The organism is Microbacterium alcoholitolerans (assembly GCF_050408615.1).
In the GTDB taxonomy this organism is placed as follows: domain Bacteria; phylum Actinomycetota; class Actinomycetes; order Actinomycetales; family Microbacteriaceae; genus Microbacterium.
Window position 1 is genome coordinate 2075008 of record NZ_JBNTKD010000001.1, and the last position, 16046, is coordinate 2091053.

General features: G+C 68.0%; 14 protein-coding genes. 4 read left to right on the forward strand and 10 right to left on the reverse strand.

Features of this window, described 5'->3' with window-relative positions; translation table 11 throughout:
• Nucleotides 1-46 precede the first annotated feature (46 nt).
• The 3 genes from ACQUSX_RS09950 to ACQUSX_RS09960 all read right to left on the reverse strand — a co-directional run bounded on the left by ACQUSX_RS09950 (nt 47) and on the right by ACQUSX_RS09960 (nt 4320).
• Complete coding sequence (locus ACQUSX_RS09950; protein WP_428929965.1) at nt 47-1483, reverse strand: chaplin family protein; 1437 nt, start codon at nt 1481-1483, stop codon at nt 47-49.
• 85 nt (nt 1484-1568) lie between these two features.
• Nucleotides 1569-2567, reverse strand: a complete 999-nt coding sequence (locus ACQUSX_RS09955) for a hypothetical protein (protein ID WP_428906775.1) — start codon at nt 2565-2567, stop codon at nt 1569-1571.
• Between the two features lie 574 nt (nt 2568-3141).
• Nucleotides 3142-4320: a hypothetical protein gene (locus ACQUSX_RS09960; RefSeq protein ID WP_428906776.1), complete on the reverse strand. Its 1179-nt coding sequence runs from the start codon at nt 4318-4320 to the stop codon at nt 3142-3144.
• A gap of 601 nt (nt 4321-4921) precedes the next feature.
• Between ACQUSX_RS09960 and dnaB the strand changes: the two genes are divergently transcribed.
• Both dnaB and ACQUSX_RS09970 read left to right on the forward strand, forming a co-directional pair.
• A complete protein-coding gene (gene dnaB / locus ACQUSX_RS09965) occupies nt 4922-7111 on the forward strand; it encodes a replicative DNA helicase (RefSeq protein ID WP_428907623.1) in 2190 nt (729 codons plus the stop codon).
• Nucleotides 7112-7123: 12 nt separating this feature from the next.
• Entirely contained in the window at nt 7124-8392 is a 1269-nt protein-coding gene (locus ACQUSX_RS09970) for an erythromycin esterase family protein (RefSeq protein ID WP_428906777.1), read from the forward strand.
• Between the two features lie 39 nt (nt 8393-8431).
• On the opposite strand, the gene ACQUSX_RS09975 is transcribed toward ACQUSX_RS09970, so the two are convergent.
• The 5 genes from ACQUSX_RS09975 to ACQUSX_RS09995 all read right to left on the reverse strand — a co-directional run bounded on the left by ACQUSX_RS09975 (nt 8432) and on the right by ACQUSX_RS09995 (nt 12062).
• On the reverse strand, nt 8432-9436 hold the full coding sequence (locus ACQUSX_RS09975; RefSeq protein WP_428906778.1) for a DUF2804 domain-containing protein: 1005 nt from the start codon (nt 9434-9436) through the stop codon (nt 8432-8434).
• A 40-nt stretch (nt 9437-9476) separates the two neighbouring features.
• Nucleotides 9477-10085 (reverse strand): MFS transporter, encoded by a 609-nt coding sequence (locus tag ACQUSX_RS09980; protein ID WP_428907624.1) that lies wholly within the window; start codon nt 10083-10085, stop codon nt 9477-9479.
• Nucleotides 10001-10714: an MFS transporter gene (locus tag ACQUSX_RS09985; protein WP_428906779.1), complete on the reverse strand. Its 714-nt coding sequence runs from the start codon at nt 10712-10714 to the stop codon at nt 10001-10003. The genes ACQUSX_RS09980 and ACQUSX_RS09985 overlap by 85 nt, the downstream gene beginning before the upstream one ends.
• Nucleotides 10715-10831: 117 nt before the next feature.
• Nucleotides 10832-11275 (reverse strand): HIT family protein, encoded by a 444-nt coding sequence (locus ACQUSX_RS09990; protein ID WP_428906780.1) that lies wholly within the window; start codon nt 11273-11275, stop codon nt 10832-10834.
• Between the two features lie 13 nt (nt 11276-11288).
• The gene (locus ACQUSX_RS09995) at nt 11289-12062 is read right to left on the reverse strand and encodes an alpha/beta fold hydrolase (protein ID WP_428906781.1); all 774 of its coding nucleotides are present in this window, start codon (nt 12060-12062) and stop codon (nt 11289-11291) included.
• Nucleotides 12063-12229: 167 nt separating this feature from the next.
• Between ACQUSX_RS09995 and ACQUSX_RS10000 the strand changes: the two genes are divergently transcribed.
• Nucleotides 12230-12970 (forward strand): hypothetical protein, encoded by a 741-nt coding sequence (locus ACQUSX_RS10000; RefSeq protein ID WP_428906782.1) that lies wholly within the window; start codon nt 12230-12232, stop codon nt 12968-12970.
• A 130-nt stretch (nt 12971-13100) separates the two neighbouring features.
• On the opposite strand, the gene moaA is transcribed toward ACQUSX_RS10000, so the two are convergent.
• On the reverse strand, nt 13101-14198 hold the full coding sequence (moaA, locus tag ACQUSX_RS10005) for a GTP 3',8-cyclase MoaA (protein WP_428906783.1): 1098 nt from the start codon (nt 14196-14198) through the stop codon (nt 13101-13103).
• 221 nt (nt 14199-14419) lie between these two features.
• Here moaA and ACQUSX_RS10010 point away from each other — a divergent pair, with 221 nt between their 5' ends.
• On the forward strand, nt 14420-15346 hold the full coding sequence (locus tag ACQUSX_RS10010; protein ID WP_428906784.1) for a VOC family protein: 927 nt from the start codon (nt 14420-14422) through the stop codon (nt 15344-15346).
• Between the two features lie 21 nt (nt 15347-15367).
• Here the strand turns inward: ACQUSX_RS10010 and ACQUSX_RS10015 are convergent, their stop codons facing one another.
• On the reverse strand, nt 15368-16024 hold the full coding sequence (locus ACQUSX_RS10015; protein WP_428906785.1) for a histidine phosphatase family protein: 657 nt from the start codon (nt 16022-16024) through the stop codon (nt 15368-15370).
• Nucleotides 16025-16046: the final 22 nt, after the last annotated feature.

A 16046-nucleotide genomic window follows, 5' to 3' on the forward strand; every position in this document is an offset into this window, starting at 1 on the left:
GCGCTCACCCGGGCGGTACCCGGGCGAGCGTGCACGACGGCTCAGCTCACGCCCTGCGCGAGCGCCGGATCAGCGTTCCTCCGATCAGCACCATCGACGCGGCGAGCAGTGCCAGAACCGGGGCGATGTCAGCGCCTCCGGTCGTGGCCAGCATGCCCTCGCCGGTGGATGCCAGGACCGCGGTGGTCTGATTCGGTGCGGTGTCCGGGTCAGCACCCGGGTCGGTACCAGGGTCAGCACCCGGGTCGGTTCCGGGATCGGTTCCAGGGTTGGTTCCAGGGTCCGTGCCCGGGTCGGTCCCAGGGTCAGTCCCAGGGTCGGTCCCAGGATCAGTCCCAGGGTCCGTGCCCGGATCCGTGCCGGGGTCGGTCCCGGGATCCGTGGTCGTGCCCGGGTCCGTCACCGTGCTGTCACCGATGAGACCGATGGCGTTGCCGCCGATCGTGATCGGCGCCGTGATCGGCAGCAGCACCTGCGAGCCGCCGAGCAGCGAGTCGATGCCGCCGGTGGTCGCCGTGGCCGACGTGCCGCCGGTCGTGGGTGCCATGGCGCCTCCGCCGGTGACGGTGCTGTCGCCGAGGGCTCCGATCGCGTTGCCGGTCACCGTGATGGGTGCGGTGATGGGCGAGACGACCTGGGTGCCGCCGAGGATGCCGTCCGTGCCGCCGGTGGTGGCGTCGGTGGCCGGGGTTCCGGTCATCGGTGCCGCGGGGGCGGGGTCGGACTGTTCGACGGTGCTGTCGCCGAGGGCTCCGATGGCGTTGCCGGTCACCGTGATGGGTGCGGTGATCGGTGAGACGACCTGAGTGCCGCCGAGGATGCCGTCCGTGCCGCCAGTGGTGGCGTCGGTGGCCGGGGTTCCGGTCATCGGCGCCGCGGGGGTGGCGTCGGACTGCTCGGTGGCGGCGGAGTCGACGGCGCTGTCGCTGAGGGCTCCGATGGCGTTGCCGGTCACGGTGATCGGCGTGTTCACGTCGAGAAGCGCCTGGGTGCCCGAGAGCAGCCCGTCAACTCCGGACGTCTCCACGACGGGGGCCGGTGCGGGCTCAGCCGCGGGTGCGGCGTGCTCCGCGGGCGCGGCTTCGGATGCCGCGGTGGACGTGCCGAGCACGCCGACCGCGTTGTCCTTGACCGTGACCGGCACGTTCACCGTGACGACCGCCTGAGAGCCGGACGCCACGCCGTCGTCACCGCTGGTCTGCGGTGCCGGTGCCGGTGCCGGTGCGGCCGGTGCCGGTTCTGCCGGTGCCGACTCGGCGGGTGCCGCTTCGGCGGGTGCCGACTCGACGGCGCTCGTGCCGAGCACTGAGACGGCGTTGCCCACCGCGGTGAGCGGGGCCGTCACCGGCGCGAGGATCTGAGACCCACTGAGAAGGCCATCCTCCCCGTTGGTCTCTGCCGCGTTGGCGGCAGATGCGCCGAGCAGCGAGATGCCGCCGGCGATGACCACGCCCCAGAGGGCGTGTTTTGCGAAAGTGCGCATGATTGAAACTCCTGATCTGTACGAGTCGAAGACTGCACGGGCGTGCAGCCGGGCGTTGCCGATCCGAAGATCGGCTCACCCCTCGTCAGTCAGGAGAGACGTCGGTCTTGCCGGCCGGAGACGGCGGCAGTGTGGAATCCGCGGAGATCTCCGCGCCGGTCCACGCCCCATCGGCATGAACCGGAAGTTGATGCAGGACGGCGTTCACGCCGCTCGAAGAGCCGCCCGGGCCAGCCGAGGAGCTGGCGGGCGATGTCGCGAGTGCGGGCACGGATGCTGGACCGCCCGGATCACGGGCATCCGACCCATCCGCTTCGTACGCCGCGGCGGACGGCACCGCCTGCTCCCAATTCGGCATAGCCCACGCGGGCGCCGACTCGGCGCCTCGCGTCGCCGCATCACGTGCGCCGTCCGCGGCGGCATCCGGGGTCGGAGCCGAAGCGCCGTGATCGGACACGGGAGAGATTTCGTCACCGGGGATGATCGTGTGCCCGCCGCCGGGAAGCTGCGGATCGAGAGCATCGACCACCGGAGGCACGGTGTCGTCAACGACGGGCGTCAGGTTGCCGACGACACCGTCGACCGCTCCGGCTGACTCGTCGAGCAGATCGGTCGCGCCCAGATCTTCGAGCACGCTCCCGACCACGGGCACGTCGCCCACGAGGTCCGTCACGGGACGCACGATCGCCGAGACCGGTGAGTTCGAAGTCACCGTGGTGACCGTTTCGGTGACCGTCGTCACCGTTTCGCTGGTCACGCCGAGTGCATCCGCCGCCGGTTTGCCGACGACCGGCACCGTGGCGACGGTGTCGGCGGTCTTGGCGACGGTCTTCTCGGCGACAGCGACGACGGGGGCGGTGACCTCGGTGACGACATCCGCGGTCTTCTCGACCACCGGATCGACGACCTTGCTGACGACGCCGCCGACGAGCGACGTGACACCGTCGAGGGGCTTCGGGTCGTCGTCGTCGGCACGGGCCTGGCCGCCACCGACGAGCGCTGTGAGCGCTGCCCAGACGAGCACGGCGAGGGCTCCCCAGAGGAACACCGCTGGAATGCGGTGCCGGGTCGCCTGAGCGTCCATGCGTCACGTCCCCTCTACGTGCAGCCGGCGTGCGTGCTTGGCCGTGACGTTACTCCAATCGGCCGGCAGAGTCCACCACTGTCCTGCACGCGACGCTGAGCGCAGGACAGTGGTGGAGGGGCGGGTGTCGTGCCGAGAGGAGCTGAGCACCCGCCCCAGGCGGCGGCTGTGTGACAAGCCGACCGCATCTGCAGGCGCCGCGAGGCGAGGGGAGCCGTGCGGTTCCTGCAGAGGTTGGCGGGTGTCTCGCGAAGGGGTGCGAGACACCCGCCGGCAGGCGCCCGCGGAGAGGGGATCCGCGGTCGGCGCCTGCGGGTCGGCACGGCGAGATGAGACTGAGGAGAATCACCACGCCGCGCCGACGCCAGCTCCGCCGGCGACGGTCCTTCCTTCGTCGAAGTGGACCGATCGCCGACGGAAGTCGTCAGGCCGAGCGGCTTCGGCGGATGCCGGCGGGCGCGGTCGATGCAGTTGCGCGTGTGCGCATGAGGGGTCTCCAGAGCGGATCGAGTCGGTGGCTGCGCAGAGTGCGCAAGGCTGCCTGGGGCCGATGAGAATCGACCGCACCGAATGATCAGTCGGGGGAGGAGTCCGTCGTGGTGGTGGGGTCGGAAGGCAGATCGTCGTCCGAATGCTCGGCGATGCCGAGAAGGATGCTGTCGAGCTGAGCGGAACCGGCGATGTCGTCACCAGTGAGCTGCAGTGGCGAGATGCCCGTCGCTCCCGCACCGGACGTGGCCGGCGTGGTGGTGGGCTGCGGGGTCGGCGCATCGTTCGACAGCGGCGGGTACGGTGCCGGCGTGCTGTCGTCGGCCACGGATGCCGTGGCGGGCGTGCTCGCCACAGGCGCGGGAGCGAGCGCGCGCTGCGGGGCGTGGTGGATGCGGTCGGCATGCGTGATACTTCCGTTGTCGCGGAGAGCATGCGCGGCAGCGCGCCGGTCGTCGTGCCTGTCACCATGCGGAGCGTCATGGTCGGCATGAGCGGGAGCCTTGCCGTGATCCTGAGTGAAGCCGGGAGCCGAGGCGCCGTGCTTCCCGTGTCCGTAGGAATGGCCCGGCCGCGACGAATCGGGCGACTTCGACCAGCGGGAGTCGTCGGAGCGATCTGAGCGGTCGCGCTGGTCGTCATCGCGGGAGGAGCGGTCGTCGTCGTCGCGAGCGGAGCGGTCATCGCGGTCGGAGCGGACGTCGCGGTCGTCGCGGTCGTCGCGATCGGGTGACCTCTCGCGGTCGGATCCACTGCTCAAGGTGTTCTTCGAGTCGGAGGGCTTTCGGGACTCGTCGGAGTCGACCTCATCGTGATCGTCCTGCGCGGGCCGCGGGGCGCCGTTCGGGGCCTGCTCCGCACCGCGAGCCGGACCCGCGCTCGGCTTCGTCTCGGGCTTCGCGTTCGTGGTCGCCGCGGCCTGAGTGCCGACCGGAGACTTCTGCGACTGACGGGCGGGAGCGGCCGGTGACTTCACTGCCGGTGTCGGCGCGGCCTGCGCCTGCTTGCTCGCGGACGCGCCCTTGGCGTCCGGGCCATTCGCCGCACGAGCGGCGACGCTCTGTCCGGGCGCTGACTGCTCGTGCCCGGCATGCGGATTCGCTGCGCTGCTCGCCGAGGAGGACGGAGCTTCGGCGTCCGATCCGTCGTTCGCCGATGCCGGAGAACCGCCGAAAGCGGTGGCCAGAATCACCCAGGCGAGTACGCCGAGAGAGCTCCACAGCCACTTCGCGATGCTGCGGCGATCTGCTGACGCAAGTCGCACGAAACCCTCCCCAGGGACGACTCGCCGCACGGGTCGCGAGCGAGTCTCGATCGTGTGAACATACCGTGACTTGCGGGTGCTGTCCACATCGCGTTGGAGTGTCGACGAATCCACCACGCCCGGCCGAACTTCGAGCTTGACTTTCCCCAGGTTCTGCACATGCCGCGCAACTCGCCGCAAACCTTCAATCATGCGTTGAAGTCGATTGTCATCCACAGGCTGGGGAAACGATGAACACCTGGTCAAACGGAAATACTCGGGTGAATACTCGAACTCTCCACCGAGTTGTCCACAATCGTTCTGCACAGACTCTCCGGAGTTGTTCGCACACTCTCCACAATGTTATCCACAGGGCTGGTTGCATGGGCATATCGCTGCTCCTACTTTGGTGGAGACCGGATGTCCGAGGGTCGTGATTCGCTGGTGCTGGCGACCGAGAGATCCATTCGGTCGAGTGGCTGAACGCACCGACCGAGTCGTTCTGTCGGGAAGGGGCACGGTGTCGATCGCAGATATCTCAGACGAGCGTCTGGGTGGTTCGCGTCCCCCTGAGCGGACCCCTCCGCACGATCTGCTGGCAGAGCAGAGCGCACTGGGCGGAATGCTGCTGTCCAAGGATGCCGTCGCCGATGTGATCGAGAGCCTCAAGGGCGCCGACTTCTACATCCCGAAGCACGAGTTGATCTTCGAGGCGATCCTCTCGCTGTACTCGCACGGCGAGCCCACCGACGTCGTGGCCGTCACCGACGAGCTGATCAAGACCGGTGAGCTGGGCCGGGCGGGTGGCGCAGACTACCTGCACACCCTGACCTCGATCGTGCCGACCGCGGCCAACGCCGGCTACTACGCCGGGATCGTCCAGGAGCGTGCAATCCTTCGGCGTCTCGTCGATGCCGGAACGCGCATCGTGCAGCTGGGTTATGCCGGCGAGGGCGACGCGACCGACATCGTGAACAACGCCCAGGCCGAGATCTACTCGGTGACCGGCTCCGAGACCGCCGAAGACTACGTGCCGCTGACCGTAGCGGTCGATGCCGCGGTGGAAGAGATCGAGGCGGCCAACGGCCGCGATGGCACGATGACTGGCATCCCCACCGGGTTCCGCGAGCTGGACGACCTGACCAACGGCCTGCACGGCGGTCAGATGATCGTCGTCGCCGCGAGGCCTGCTATGGGCAAGGCGCTCGCGCTCGACACCCCCCTGGCCACGCCGTCCGGCTGGACGACGATGGGGGAAGTCCAGGTAGGCGATGAACTCTACGACGCGCACGGCAAGCCCACCCGCGTCGTCGCCGCGACCGAAGTCATGGTCGACCGGCCGTGTTACGAGATCGAGTTCTCGGACGGAACGACGATCATCGCCGACGCCGAGCACCAGTGGGTGACGGAGACCCGGGCGGCTCGCCGCTCTGCAACTGGCGTGCCCCAGACCGTCACCACCGAGGAGATGCTCGCCACCCTGACGATCGGAGCCGACCGGCGCGCCAATCATTCCGTTCGCAATGCGGCACCCCTGGGCGGCGCTGATGTCGACCTTCCTGTGCCGCCTTACACGCTCGGCGCGTGGCTCGGCGACGGCCACAGCGACGGCGCGCGGATGACGGCAGCGGTTCATGTGGGTGTGAACGCGGATGGCGGATCACTTCAGCTCGCACCGGATACTGCTCAGTCGGTCTCGCTGCGCGTGCTGGACACGGCTGAGGACCGGCGGATTCCGGCACTCTACTTGAGGGCATCTGCAGCGCAGCGCCGCCAGTTTCTCGCAGGGCTGATCGACTCTGACTGCGCTGTGGAGGAAGGCATCGGCTCGTACCGATTCGAGGGCTTGGACAAGGGCCTGATCGATTCGATGCACGAGCTCGTCGTCGGGCTGGGTCACACGTGCGAACGTTTCGTCGTCGTCTCGAAATCAGAATCGCCCGGCTACGGTCTCAGGTTCTCGATCGCCACCGCTGACGAGCGCCGATACGTGAAGGCGATCCGGCCGATCGACAGTGTGCCGGTGCGCTGCGTGCAGGTGGACAACGCCGATCACATGTACCTCGCTGGCGAGTCGATGGTTCCGACGCATAACTCAACGCTGGCTCTGGATTTCGCCCGTGCGGCATCCATCGGTCACAACGAGCCGTCGATCTTCTTCTCGCTCGAGATGGGCAAGAGCGAGATCGCGATGCGTCTGCTCAGCGCCGAAGGCGCGATCCCGCTGCAGCACATGCGCAAGGGCACGCTCGACCCGCGTGACTGGACGACGGTCGCCGCGACCCGCGGCCGCATCAACGACGCACCGCTGTACATCGACGACAGCCCGAACATGACCCTGGTCGAGATCCGTGCGAAGTGCCGGCGGCTCAAGCAGCGGTCGGGCCTGCGTCTGGTCGTGATCGACTATCTGCAGTTGATGACCAGCGGCAAGCGCGTCGAATCGCGTCAGCAGGAGGTCTCTGAGTTCTCCCGTGCGCTGAAGCTGCTCGCCAAAGAGCTCCAGGTGCCGGTGATCGCACTTTCGCAGCTGAACCGTGGCGCCGAGCAGCGCTCGGACAAGAAGCCTGCGATCAGCGACCTGCGTGAGTCCGGCTCGATCGAGCAGGATGCCGACATGGTGATCCTGCTGCACCGCGAAGCCGCCTATGACAAGGACATCCGACCCGGCGAGGCGGATCTCATCGTCGCCAAGCACCGTAACGGCCCGACCGCGACCATCACCGTGGCCTTCCAGGGCCACTACTCCCGCTTCATGGACATGGCGCCGGGCGACTTCGGCGGTGGCGGCGGAGGCGGCGACTTCAACTAGGAGGACCGACCTGTGTCACGCGATCCCGTTCCCGACTCCCACGGCGCGGCGGCGTTCGACGTCCTTCGATGGAACCACGAAGATCCCGTCGGCCCCGACGGAATCGCGCCGCTCGTCTCCGACACGGCCGTCATCGGCATCGGTGAGTCTGCGCACTTCGTCGCGGAGTTCAACGACGCACGCGCGCGGGTCGTCGATCAGCTTGCCGCTGCGCACGGTGTCACCGGCATCGCACTTGAGGTCGGGCATGACGAGGCACCGGCCATCCAGGCGTGGCTGCGCAGTGACCGGGAAGAGCCGCTGACTGAACTCGTCGGCCCTCTCACCTACGCGATCTACGGTTCCTTTCTGACGGAGCTGCGCCGACGCCTGCCGAGCGATCACGGCTTGCGTGTCCACGGCGTCGACCTGCCCAACTCCCTGACCATCGAGCCCAGCCTGAGCCCACTTGCAGCGATCGTCGCCGACGTCGACCCCGCGGCGAACGAACTCGTAGACGATGCGCGACGCCTCGCGCAGAACGTCATCGGTGCGTCGGCCGCAGCGAGCGCATCGGCATGGATGGCGCTCGACCCGTCGACGCAGGACGCGCTCACTGTGGCACTGGCGAGGCTCCAGAGCCGACTCGATGCGATCGGCGGTGCGCGTGGGACGTCATCGGATGCCGATGCGTGGGCGAAGGCCAGACGACTCGCTGACGCGGCGGCGACGACCGACCTGATGCTGCGCGCCATGGCCGATCTGTTCACCGGCGGTGGCCGCGTCGACGACACGACGATCCGCGAGCGCTATGTGGCATCGCGAATCCTCGAAGCCGTCGACGAGCTCGCGGACGGAGAGCGAATCGCCTACGTCGCCCACAACAACCACATACAGAAGGCACCCGTGATCTTCGACGGTGTGCTGACTGCGTACCCCACCGGTTCGTTCCTCGCCACGGCGCTCGGCCGACGATACGCTGCCGTGGCGCTCACCCACCGAGACGAGCACGTGCCCGAGATGACGTATCCGGCGACAACGGAAGTCGGCTTTCACGTCGAACGAGTCGCCGCAGCATCGATCGACGAGAACGCCTTCGAAGGCGCCGTCCAGGGCGACGCGCTCACGCATTCGGCCGTGATCGTCCGGCCGGCGGGACCGAAGACGAGTGACAGCGTGTGCGCGACGATGCGATCGCAGAGCGCGCTGACCGAGTTGCCGGTCAGTGCGTTCGATGCGGCGCTCGTGTTCGCCACGGCAACCACCGATCCGGTGCTCGCTGGCCTCGGCCTGCTCGCGTGAAGACGCCGACAGCCAGCGACATCCCAGTGCAGACGCCGCTCACCATCGGTTCCTGACGTCCTCCGCCCAGCCCTCAAGACCGTCGACGCTCACCCACTCGCCCTCATCGGTCTGCACGCGACCGGCGAAGGTCCCGAAGCACTGGTGCGCCTCGTTGAAGATGATCAGGAAGTTCGTGCGCGCGTGCCGATCGAAGAACGGCGTGAACGTGACATCCATGCGCTCGTTCCACAGACGCCACGGCCTCATGAAGTCAGTGCGGTCGTACTCCCATGTCAGTGCGGTCGGGATCTTGTGCACCCTGCCGTCGATCGTGACGCCCGTGTGCGAGATGCCATTCACCAGCATTCCGCCGGGGCCGGAGCCGCCGAAGTTGATCCCGATCCGGCGCCCGTCCACCTCGCCCACGGCGGCACCCCAGTTCCAGTCGGTGACGTACGGCGTGCGCGAGCGGGCATGGTCGAGCACCGCGTATCCCGTCGCATCGTGGGTGACGCCGTCGACGGTGATCGTGCCCGTGGTCGGCCGGTCGACATCCTTGACGGTGTACTCCGCCAGCATCCGACTGTGCGGTGAGGCGAGCCCCATCGCCTCGTGACCCGGCAGGATTCCGGCGAGCACGTCTACCCGCACGCGCGGCGTGCGGGCGAGGAGTCTCGTTCCGGCATCCGTGTCGACCAGGCGCAGATCGATCGCACGTCCGCGCGAGGTGTTCACACCGGCGCCGTGCGTGCCTGTCATCGAGAGCCCACGACTCAGCGGCGAGATCTCGAACGCGTCGAGCTCGGTGAGCGTCGCGCGATCGAGCACCCACACCTGTCGCACGTTCGCGTAGTCGAGCCCGCCGATCGTGAGGGCGAAGATGTGGGTCGGGGTGACGATGCCCCAGTACTCCCAGCGCTTGTTGCGCCCCCAGCCGTACCAGCCGTGGCCGATGCGGTCGGTGTCGTGCAGCTGCGTCCTGGTCCAGCCGACGGATGCCTCGTTCAACCGTCCGCGGTGATCCGTGAGCCGCACAGGCGAGGTCAGCTCACGATCGCGCACATCCGGACGATTCCTCGCAGACCTGATCATCGCGGCCCGCTCATCGCACGCTGCGGATCGGGATCACCGACAGCGCCCCCGCGAGTGCGAAGACGATGCCGGCGACGAAGACCGCCGTGTAGCTGCCGGTGACCGCGATCAGCGCCCAGACGATCACCGGGGTCATCGCCTGCGGCAGCGTCGTGGCGATGTTCAGGATGCCGAGATCCTTCGCGGCGGCCTCGGCCTTGGGGAGCACCTCGTTCATGAGCGCGGAGTCGACGCTCATGTAGACGCCGTAGCCGAGACCGAACGTGACGGCGAGGGCGAACATGCCGCCGATGCTCGGCGCGAACAGCGGGATCGCGAGAGATGCAGCCATGACGACGGATGCCACGATCACGAAGGCCTTGCGCCGCTGCATCCGATCACTGAGCTTCCCGGTGAGGAAGGCCGTGGCCAGCGCGCCGACGAGCATCACCGCGGTGAGCGGGGTGCTCAGCGCGGTCGAGTCGGCGTCGGAGACGCCGATGTAGTCGCGCAGGATGTACAGCAGGTAGGACTGCACACTCTGGTAGGCGAGGATCAGCAGGAAACGTCCGGCGAACGCCCACCAGAAGTCCGGGTAATGTCGCGGGTCGACCAGAAACTCGCGAAGAACTTGCGCCAGCTGAACGGCGGGCGCTCGAGGTCTTTCGAGGAGAAGTCGCGGTTGAAGATCGTGAACAGCAGGGTGACCACGAGGATCATGCCGCCGAAGGCGGCGTAGCCGATCCCGATGCTGTTCACGAGGAACCCGGCGCCGGCGACTCCCAGCCCCATCCCGATGAAGGTTCCCATCGCGAGGATGCCGGATGCCACGCCGAACCGCTCCCGCGGAATGCGATCGGGCACGATCGCGGCCTGAGCGGTGGCGACCGCGTTGAGCGCGAGCATCACGAGCACCCAGTAGACGCCGAGCGTCCACAGCTCGGCGGCTCCGGAGAGCAGCACCATCATGAGTGCGGCAGTGGCGGCGCTGATGACCATCCACGGGGTGCGGCGTCCGAATCGGCTGCGCGTGCGGTCGGAGAATGCGCCGATCAGGGGATGGATGATGATCGCACCGATGGATGCTGCTGTCATCACGATCGCGAGGTTGGCGACCTTGTTCGCCGGGTCGATCTGCTGCACCTGGTCGGGGATGAAGATGACCATGAAACCCGCGTAGCAGGTGAGCAGGGCGGCGTTCATGACGAACAGCCACGTGAGGAGGCGGCGATCGCTCGTCTGCGGGCGCGCGGGGGCAAGAATGCTCATCGGGATCCTTCTCGTGGCGTCGTCGCCACGTGTCTGTTGCCCCGCGTTCGGGTCACGGCGCGAACTCACTGTAACTTGCCACGTGGAAAAAACCCAGTGCGGCGTTCAGCGCGGCGTCTAGAGGGCAGCAGCGATCAGGCTCGCGTGCTTCGCCAGGTCCTCCGGGGCGGCCCCTGCGCCGGGCTCGAACGGCAGCTCCAGCCGATCCCGGGTCTTGTCGAGGTAGCGCGGAATGACGTGCAGGTGGAAGTGGAAGACGGTCTGCCAGGCGGCGGCGCCGCTGCAGTTCAGCACGTTGACGCCGTCCGCGCCGAGTTGCGTGGACAGGACCTTCGCGATGCGCTGGGCAGTGAGAGTCGTCGCGGTCAGATCGTCAGCCGAGATGTCGACGAGGTCTGTGCTGTGCCGTTTGGGCACGACGAGCAGATGGCCGTCCGAGCCGGGGTCGATGTCCATGAAGGCGAGCGTCGTCTCATCTTCTGCGACCTTGGCACAGGGGAGTCTCCCGGCGACGATCTCGCAGAAGACACACGGCGGGCGGTGCAGCTGATCGGCGGACATGCACTTCTTCCGCTCAGAGCCGCTCGGCGATCACGCGCGCCGTGGCCGACGGGTCGGGCCGATGCATGATCGACTCCGGCACGATGACCAGTTCCGCCCCAGAGACCGCGGACGCGAGCCTGTCAGCCGCCGCCATCAGGAACGGGAAGGTCTGCGAACCACGGATCACGGTGACCGGCACCGAGACCTCGAGCAGCGCGGGATCGATCTGCTTCAGTCGCAGGGTCAGCCGGGCATCGTAGACCGTCGACTGGGCCAGCGGAGCGAGTGCTTCGAGCTGTCCGCTCACGCGTCCGGCTTCCACCATCTCGGCGGGGAGCCCCACGGCATCGAGCTGGAAAGAGGCCACCGCCTCGGTGGGCTCACCGGCGTCGACGAATCCCTGCAGTTTGTCGGGCAGGTCGTCGCCGAAACCCGCGCCGTCGAAGTCGATCGGCGGTTCGGAGAGGAACAGCGCGCCCGTCGGGACGCCACGCATCGCCGCGTAGAGCGCGAGAACCGCGCCGGACGAATGGCCGAGCACAGCATCCGTCCCTCCGGCCGCGTGGATGACGGCGGCGAGATCGTCGACTTCGTCCTTCGGACTCGAACCCGCCCGGTCGCCGCTCGCACCGCGTGCGCGGCGATCCCACGCGACCGCGCGGAATCCGGCATCCGTCAGCGCCTGGGCGAGCGGCGCCGCATCGGCTGCCGTCGACAGCGCGCCGTTCACGATCACCACCGTCCTGCCTGCTCCCGTGGCGGTGAACGAGATGGTGGTTCCATCGGCGGAGGTCGCGGTGCTCATCGCATCATGCAACCACGACATGACATCGGATGCCAGGGATCACCGACTGATCTTTCCGCCGCATCTTTCCGCCGCATCTTTCTGCACAATCTGCGAATCGCGGCAGTTGTCCACAGCTCTCGGCATCCGCCACTCGCCGTGACGCGCGCATCGGCGAGGCTCATGCGATGGAGAAGATCACGCGCGCACGCACCGGGATTCATCTGCCCTCGGTAGATCCACGAGACAAGGACGAGGTGCTCGATCGCATCGTCACAGCGGGGGATTCCCTGCCGGAGATCACGTTGCAGATGTCGTCGTCTCAGGCGCACCGGGCGGCAGCTGAGCTGGAACAGGGCGCCGGGCCGCTCACTCACTGGGACGTTCTGCGTCTGATCATCGGTGTCGTGGAGACGCTGTTCGATGACGAGGTCAAGGACTTTTCGCCGGCGTTCCATGCGCAGCTGCTCATCATGCTGCAGTTCGCGTCGGTGCCCGAGGCCGTGTCGACTCAGATCGCCTTCGGACGCCAGGTGGGGGAGATGTCGCTGAAGAAGATCGAGAGGCTGTCTGATGCCGCGGACAAGCGCGGTCTCAGCGTTGATGAGCATGTCGCCGACCTCGCCGCGCGGGACGAGATCGAGCACGACCTGCCGGTCAGCTGCTTCCTGGGGGAGTCGCGTCGAAATCCAGACCAGGCGCGGATGCGCAGAGTGATCGACCTGTTCCGCGTCACCGCCGCCCTCGCGATCGAGCCGCTGCGTCCGCCCGTTCTCTGCGTCATCGCGTGGCTGCTGTGGGCCCTGGGCAAGCGATCCGTTGCGCTCGCCTACCTGCGAGAAGCTTCCGAGATCGATCCGACGTACCCGCTGGCGGCCGGACTCGCGACGCACATTCGACAGCGCCAGCCACAGTGGATCCAGGCATGACAGTGCTCCCGCAGCGTCCGGATGCACTCGCCTCTCGCCGCGCGTCGCGAGTCTGGGCGAAGCGGATCGCATCGGTGCGCTCCTCGACCGCGCTCGCTACCCGGATGAACTGCTCGAGTGAAGCTGGAGTTCACCCCCCGATGTAGCTCATCTCGATGCGCTGGCGGGCGGCGCGCAGCTCGGGCGTGAGCGCCGCGCGCTCCTCGGAGTAGCGGTCGTCGCGGGCGGTCCAGATGGATGCCATCGCTGCCGCCAGCCGGGCGTCGTCGGCTCCACCGCGCAGCAGGGCGCGTAGGTCATGCCCCTCGGTCGCGAACAGGCAGGTGAACAGCCGACCCTCGGTCGAGATGCGCGCGCGATTGCAGGTGCCGCAGAAGGCGTTCGTCACCGATGAGATGAGGCCGATCTCGCCGGTGCCGTCACGGTAGCGCCAGCGCTTCGCCGTCTCGCCGACCGCAGTGGGCGACAGCTGCTCGAGCGGGAAGAGGGTGTCGATGCGCTCGATGATCTCGCTCGAGGGGACGACCTCGTCCAGTGACCAGCCGTTGGACGTGCCGACGTCCATGTACTCGATGAAGCGCAGCGTGTACGGCGAGCCCTTGAAATGGGCGGCCATCGTCTCGATCTCGTGGTCGTTCAGCCCGCGCTTCACGACCATGTTCAGCTTGATCGGCCCCAGTCCCGCCTCATGGGCGGCATGGACTCCGTCGAGCACCCGCGCTACCGGGAAGCGCACATCGTTCATCCGCTGGAAGAGATGGTCGTCGAGCGAGTCGATCGACACGGTCAGACGGTCGAGCCCGGCATCCTTCAGCGAGCGCGCCTTCACGGCCAGGGCGGAGCCGTTCGTCGTCAGCGCGATCTCGACGCGATCGCCCGCGGGAGTGCGAAGCGCCGCCAGGCGGGCGATGAGGTCTTCGATGCCACGCCGAAGCAGCGGCTCGCCGCCCGTGAGGCGCAGCTTGCGCACGCCGTGCGCGACGGCGACCCGGGCGATCCGCTCGATCTCCTCGAAGCTGAGCAGCTCATCGCGGTCGAGGAAGGCGTAGTCGCGCCCGAAGACATCGCGCGGCATGCAGTACACGCAGCGGAAGTTGCAGCGATCGGTGACCGAGATGCGCAGGTCGCGCATCGGGCGGTCGAGTCGGTCGACCAGCCCGCCGGTCGAGGGCAGACGCAGCGCACCGGATGCCGGATCGCCGGCGCTCGGTGTGTGGCTGAGCGACATCGTGCACCTCTCTCGCGTGGCCACCGTAACACCACCCACACCCACCGGGACCGCCAGAACTCCGGAGAAAATCGCCCACGAGGTGCCGCACGCGCAACAAACCGCATGCGGCGTGCGAATCTCCGGAGTTGTGGCGGAGCCGAGGTCGCGGAGCCGGCGGGAATGAGCCGCAGAATACTTTGGTTTTACATCGAGCCAACGTGATTCTGCCGGGAGATCCCATGCCTGCGAACGAAACCGCCATCGCCCCTGACCGCGTCCTCAGCGCCCGCACCGGGATGGATGCCGTCACGCTGCGCGTCGGAGACCTCGAAATGATGGCGTCGTTCTACGCGGGCGCGCTCGCTCTCGAGCCCATCGAGGAGCGCGCCCGCGGCGTGGAGGTCCATCGGGTGCTGGGCCGCGGCGCGACGCCGATGGTCCGCCTGATCGGAACTCCGGGGCTCCCCGCGGTCGACCCGCGGCAGGCCGGTCTCTTCCACACCGCCTTCCTCTTCGACGATGCTGCCACCCTCGCTGCGACTGTGCTGCGCGCCGCGCAGGACGAGCGCGCCCGGTTCAGCGGATCGAGCGATCACCTCGTAAGCGAGGCGTTCTACTTCACCGATCCCGAGGGCAACGGCATCGAGCTGTACATCGACCGCGACCGCTCGCAGTGGTCGTACGAGAATGGCGAGCTGCAGATGTCGACCCTCTACCTCGACCCGAACGAGTACCTGCGCCGTCACCTCGACGAGAGTGCGATCGACACGATCGAGAAGGCCGCCGGCAGGGTGGGCCACGTGCACCTGCAGGTCGGCGACATCGCGACCGCCCGCGCGTTCTACGTGGACGCGCTCGGCTTCGAGACCACCGTCGGAAGCTATCCCGGCGCCCTGTTCGCTGCGGCCGGCGGCTACCACCACCACGTTGCGATGAACACGTGGAACAGCGCCGGTGCCGGTCCCCGCGCGGCGGGCCTCGGACTCGGTGATGTCGCGATCACCGTCCCGGCCCGCGATGATCTCGACGCGCTCGCCGCTCGCCTCACGCACGGCAAGCTGCAGTTCGCCGACGACGGACGCTCGATCTCCGTCGACGACCCGTGGGGCACGCACGTGACCGTTGCGCTTCCCGGCGCCGACGTCGACGAGGTGCTGGCGCGATGACTGCGGCGATCTGAGTCGACGTCACGACTCAGACGGCACTAGCGGCAGGTGCGGCCCGTGGTTCCAGGCGAGGATCGCGGGCTGCTCGCGCGCGAACCCGAGCACCGACACCGATCCCGCGTCGAACAGGATGGACGCCGCGAAGCGCGGTGCCTGCCGCAGGAACACCGCGGTGAGGATGCGCAGATAGTGGCCGTGCGCGATGAGGGCGACATCGCCGTGCGCCATCGCGGGCAGCACGCGGGTGAGCACGCGCGACGCCCGCGCAGCGACCTCCTCGACCGTCTCGCCGGGAGTCTCGCCGCGGATGACTCCGTGTGCGAAAGTCGTCCAGTTGTAGCCGAGCTCCGCGCGGATCTCCTTCGTCGTGCGTCCCTCGTACCCGCCGTAGTCCCATTCGACCAGCAGCGGGTCGATGTCGGCCTGCAGCCCCGCGAGCTCCGCGGTGCGTCGGGCGCGCTGCAGGGGAGAGGACAGCACGAGCGTGAAGTCGTAATCCCGCACCAGCTCGCCCGCGGCCTTCGCCAGCTGCTCCCCGTGCGTGGTCAGCGGGATGTCGGTCAGACCCGTGTGCCGTCCGGTGCGCGACCACTCGGTCTCACCGTGGCGCAGCAGCACGAGCTTGCCCTGCGGGTTGTCGGGGGCGGGTCGGTCAGGCAGCGCATCCGTGGCATCCACGCCACCACGGTACTCGCAGGCA

What these genes read in the sequence shown, in the direction of transcription:
- dnaB (WP_428907623.1), top strand. Translation starts at nt 4,922, where the DNA reads ATGCTGCTGTCCAAGGATGCCGTCGCCGATGTGATCGAGAGCCTCAAG.
- ACQUSX_RS09995 (WP_428906781.1), bottom strand. Translation starts at nt 12,062, where the DNA reads ATGAGCACCGCGACCTCCGCCGATGGAACCACCATCTCGTTCACCGCC.
- ACQUSX_RS09990 (WP_428906780.1), bottom strand. Translation starts at nt 11,275, where the DNA reads ATGTCCGCCGATCAGCTGCACCGCCCGCCGTGTGTCTTCTGCGAGATC.
- ACQUSX_RS09985 (WP_428906779.1), bottom strand. Translation starts at nt 10,714, where the DNA reads ATGAGCATTCTTGCCCCCGCGCGCCCGCAGACGAGCGATCGCCGCCTC.
- moaA (WP_428906783.1), bottom strand. Translation starts at nt 14,198, where the DNA reads ATGTCGCTCAGCCACACACCGAGCGCCGGCGATCCGGCATCCGGTGCG.
- ACQUSX_RS10010 (WP_428906784.1), top strand. Translation starts at nt 14,420, where the DNA reads ATGCCTGCGAACGAAACCGCCATCGCCCCTGACCGCGTCCTCAGCGCC.
- ACQUSX_RS09950 (WP_428929965.1), bottom strand. Translation starts at nt 1,483, where the DNA reads ATGCGCACTTTCGCAAAACACGCCCTCTGGGGCGTGGTCATCGCCGGC.
- ACQUSX_RS09955 (WP_428906775.1), bottom strand. Translation starts at nt 2,567, where the DNA reads ATGGACGCTCAGGCGACCCGGCACCGCATTCCAGCGGTGTTCCTCTGG.
- ACQUSX_RS10000 (WP_428906782.1), top strand. Translation starts at nt 12,230, where the DNA reads ATGGAGAAGATCACGCGCGCACGCACCGGGATTCATCTGCCCTCGGTA.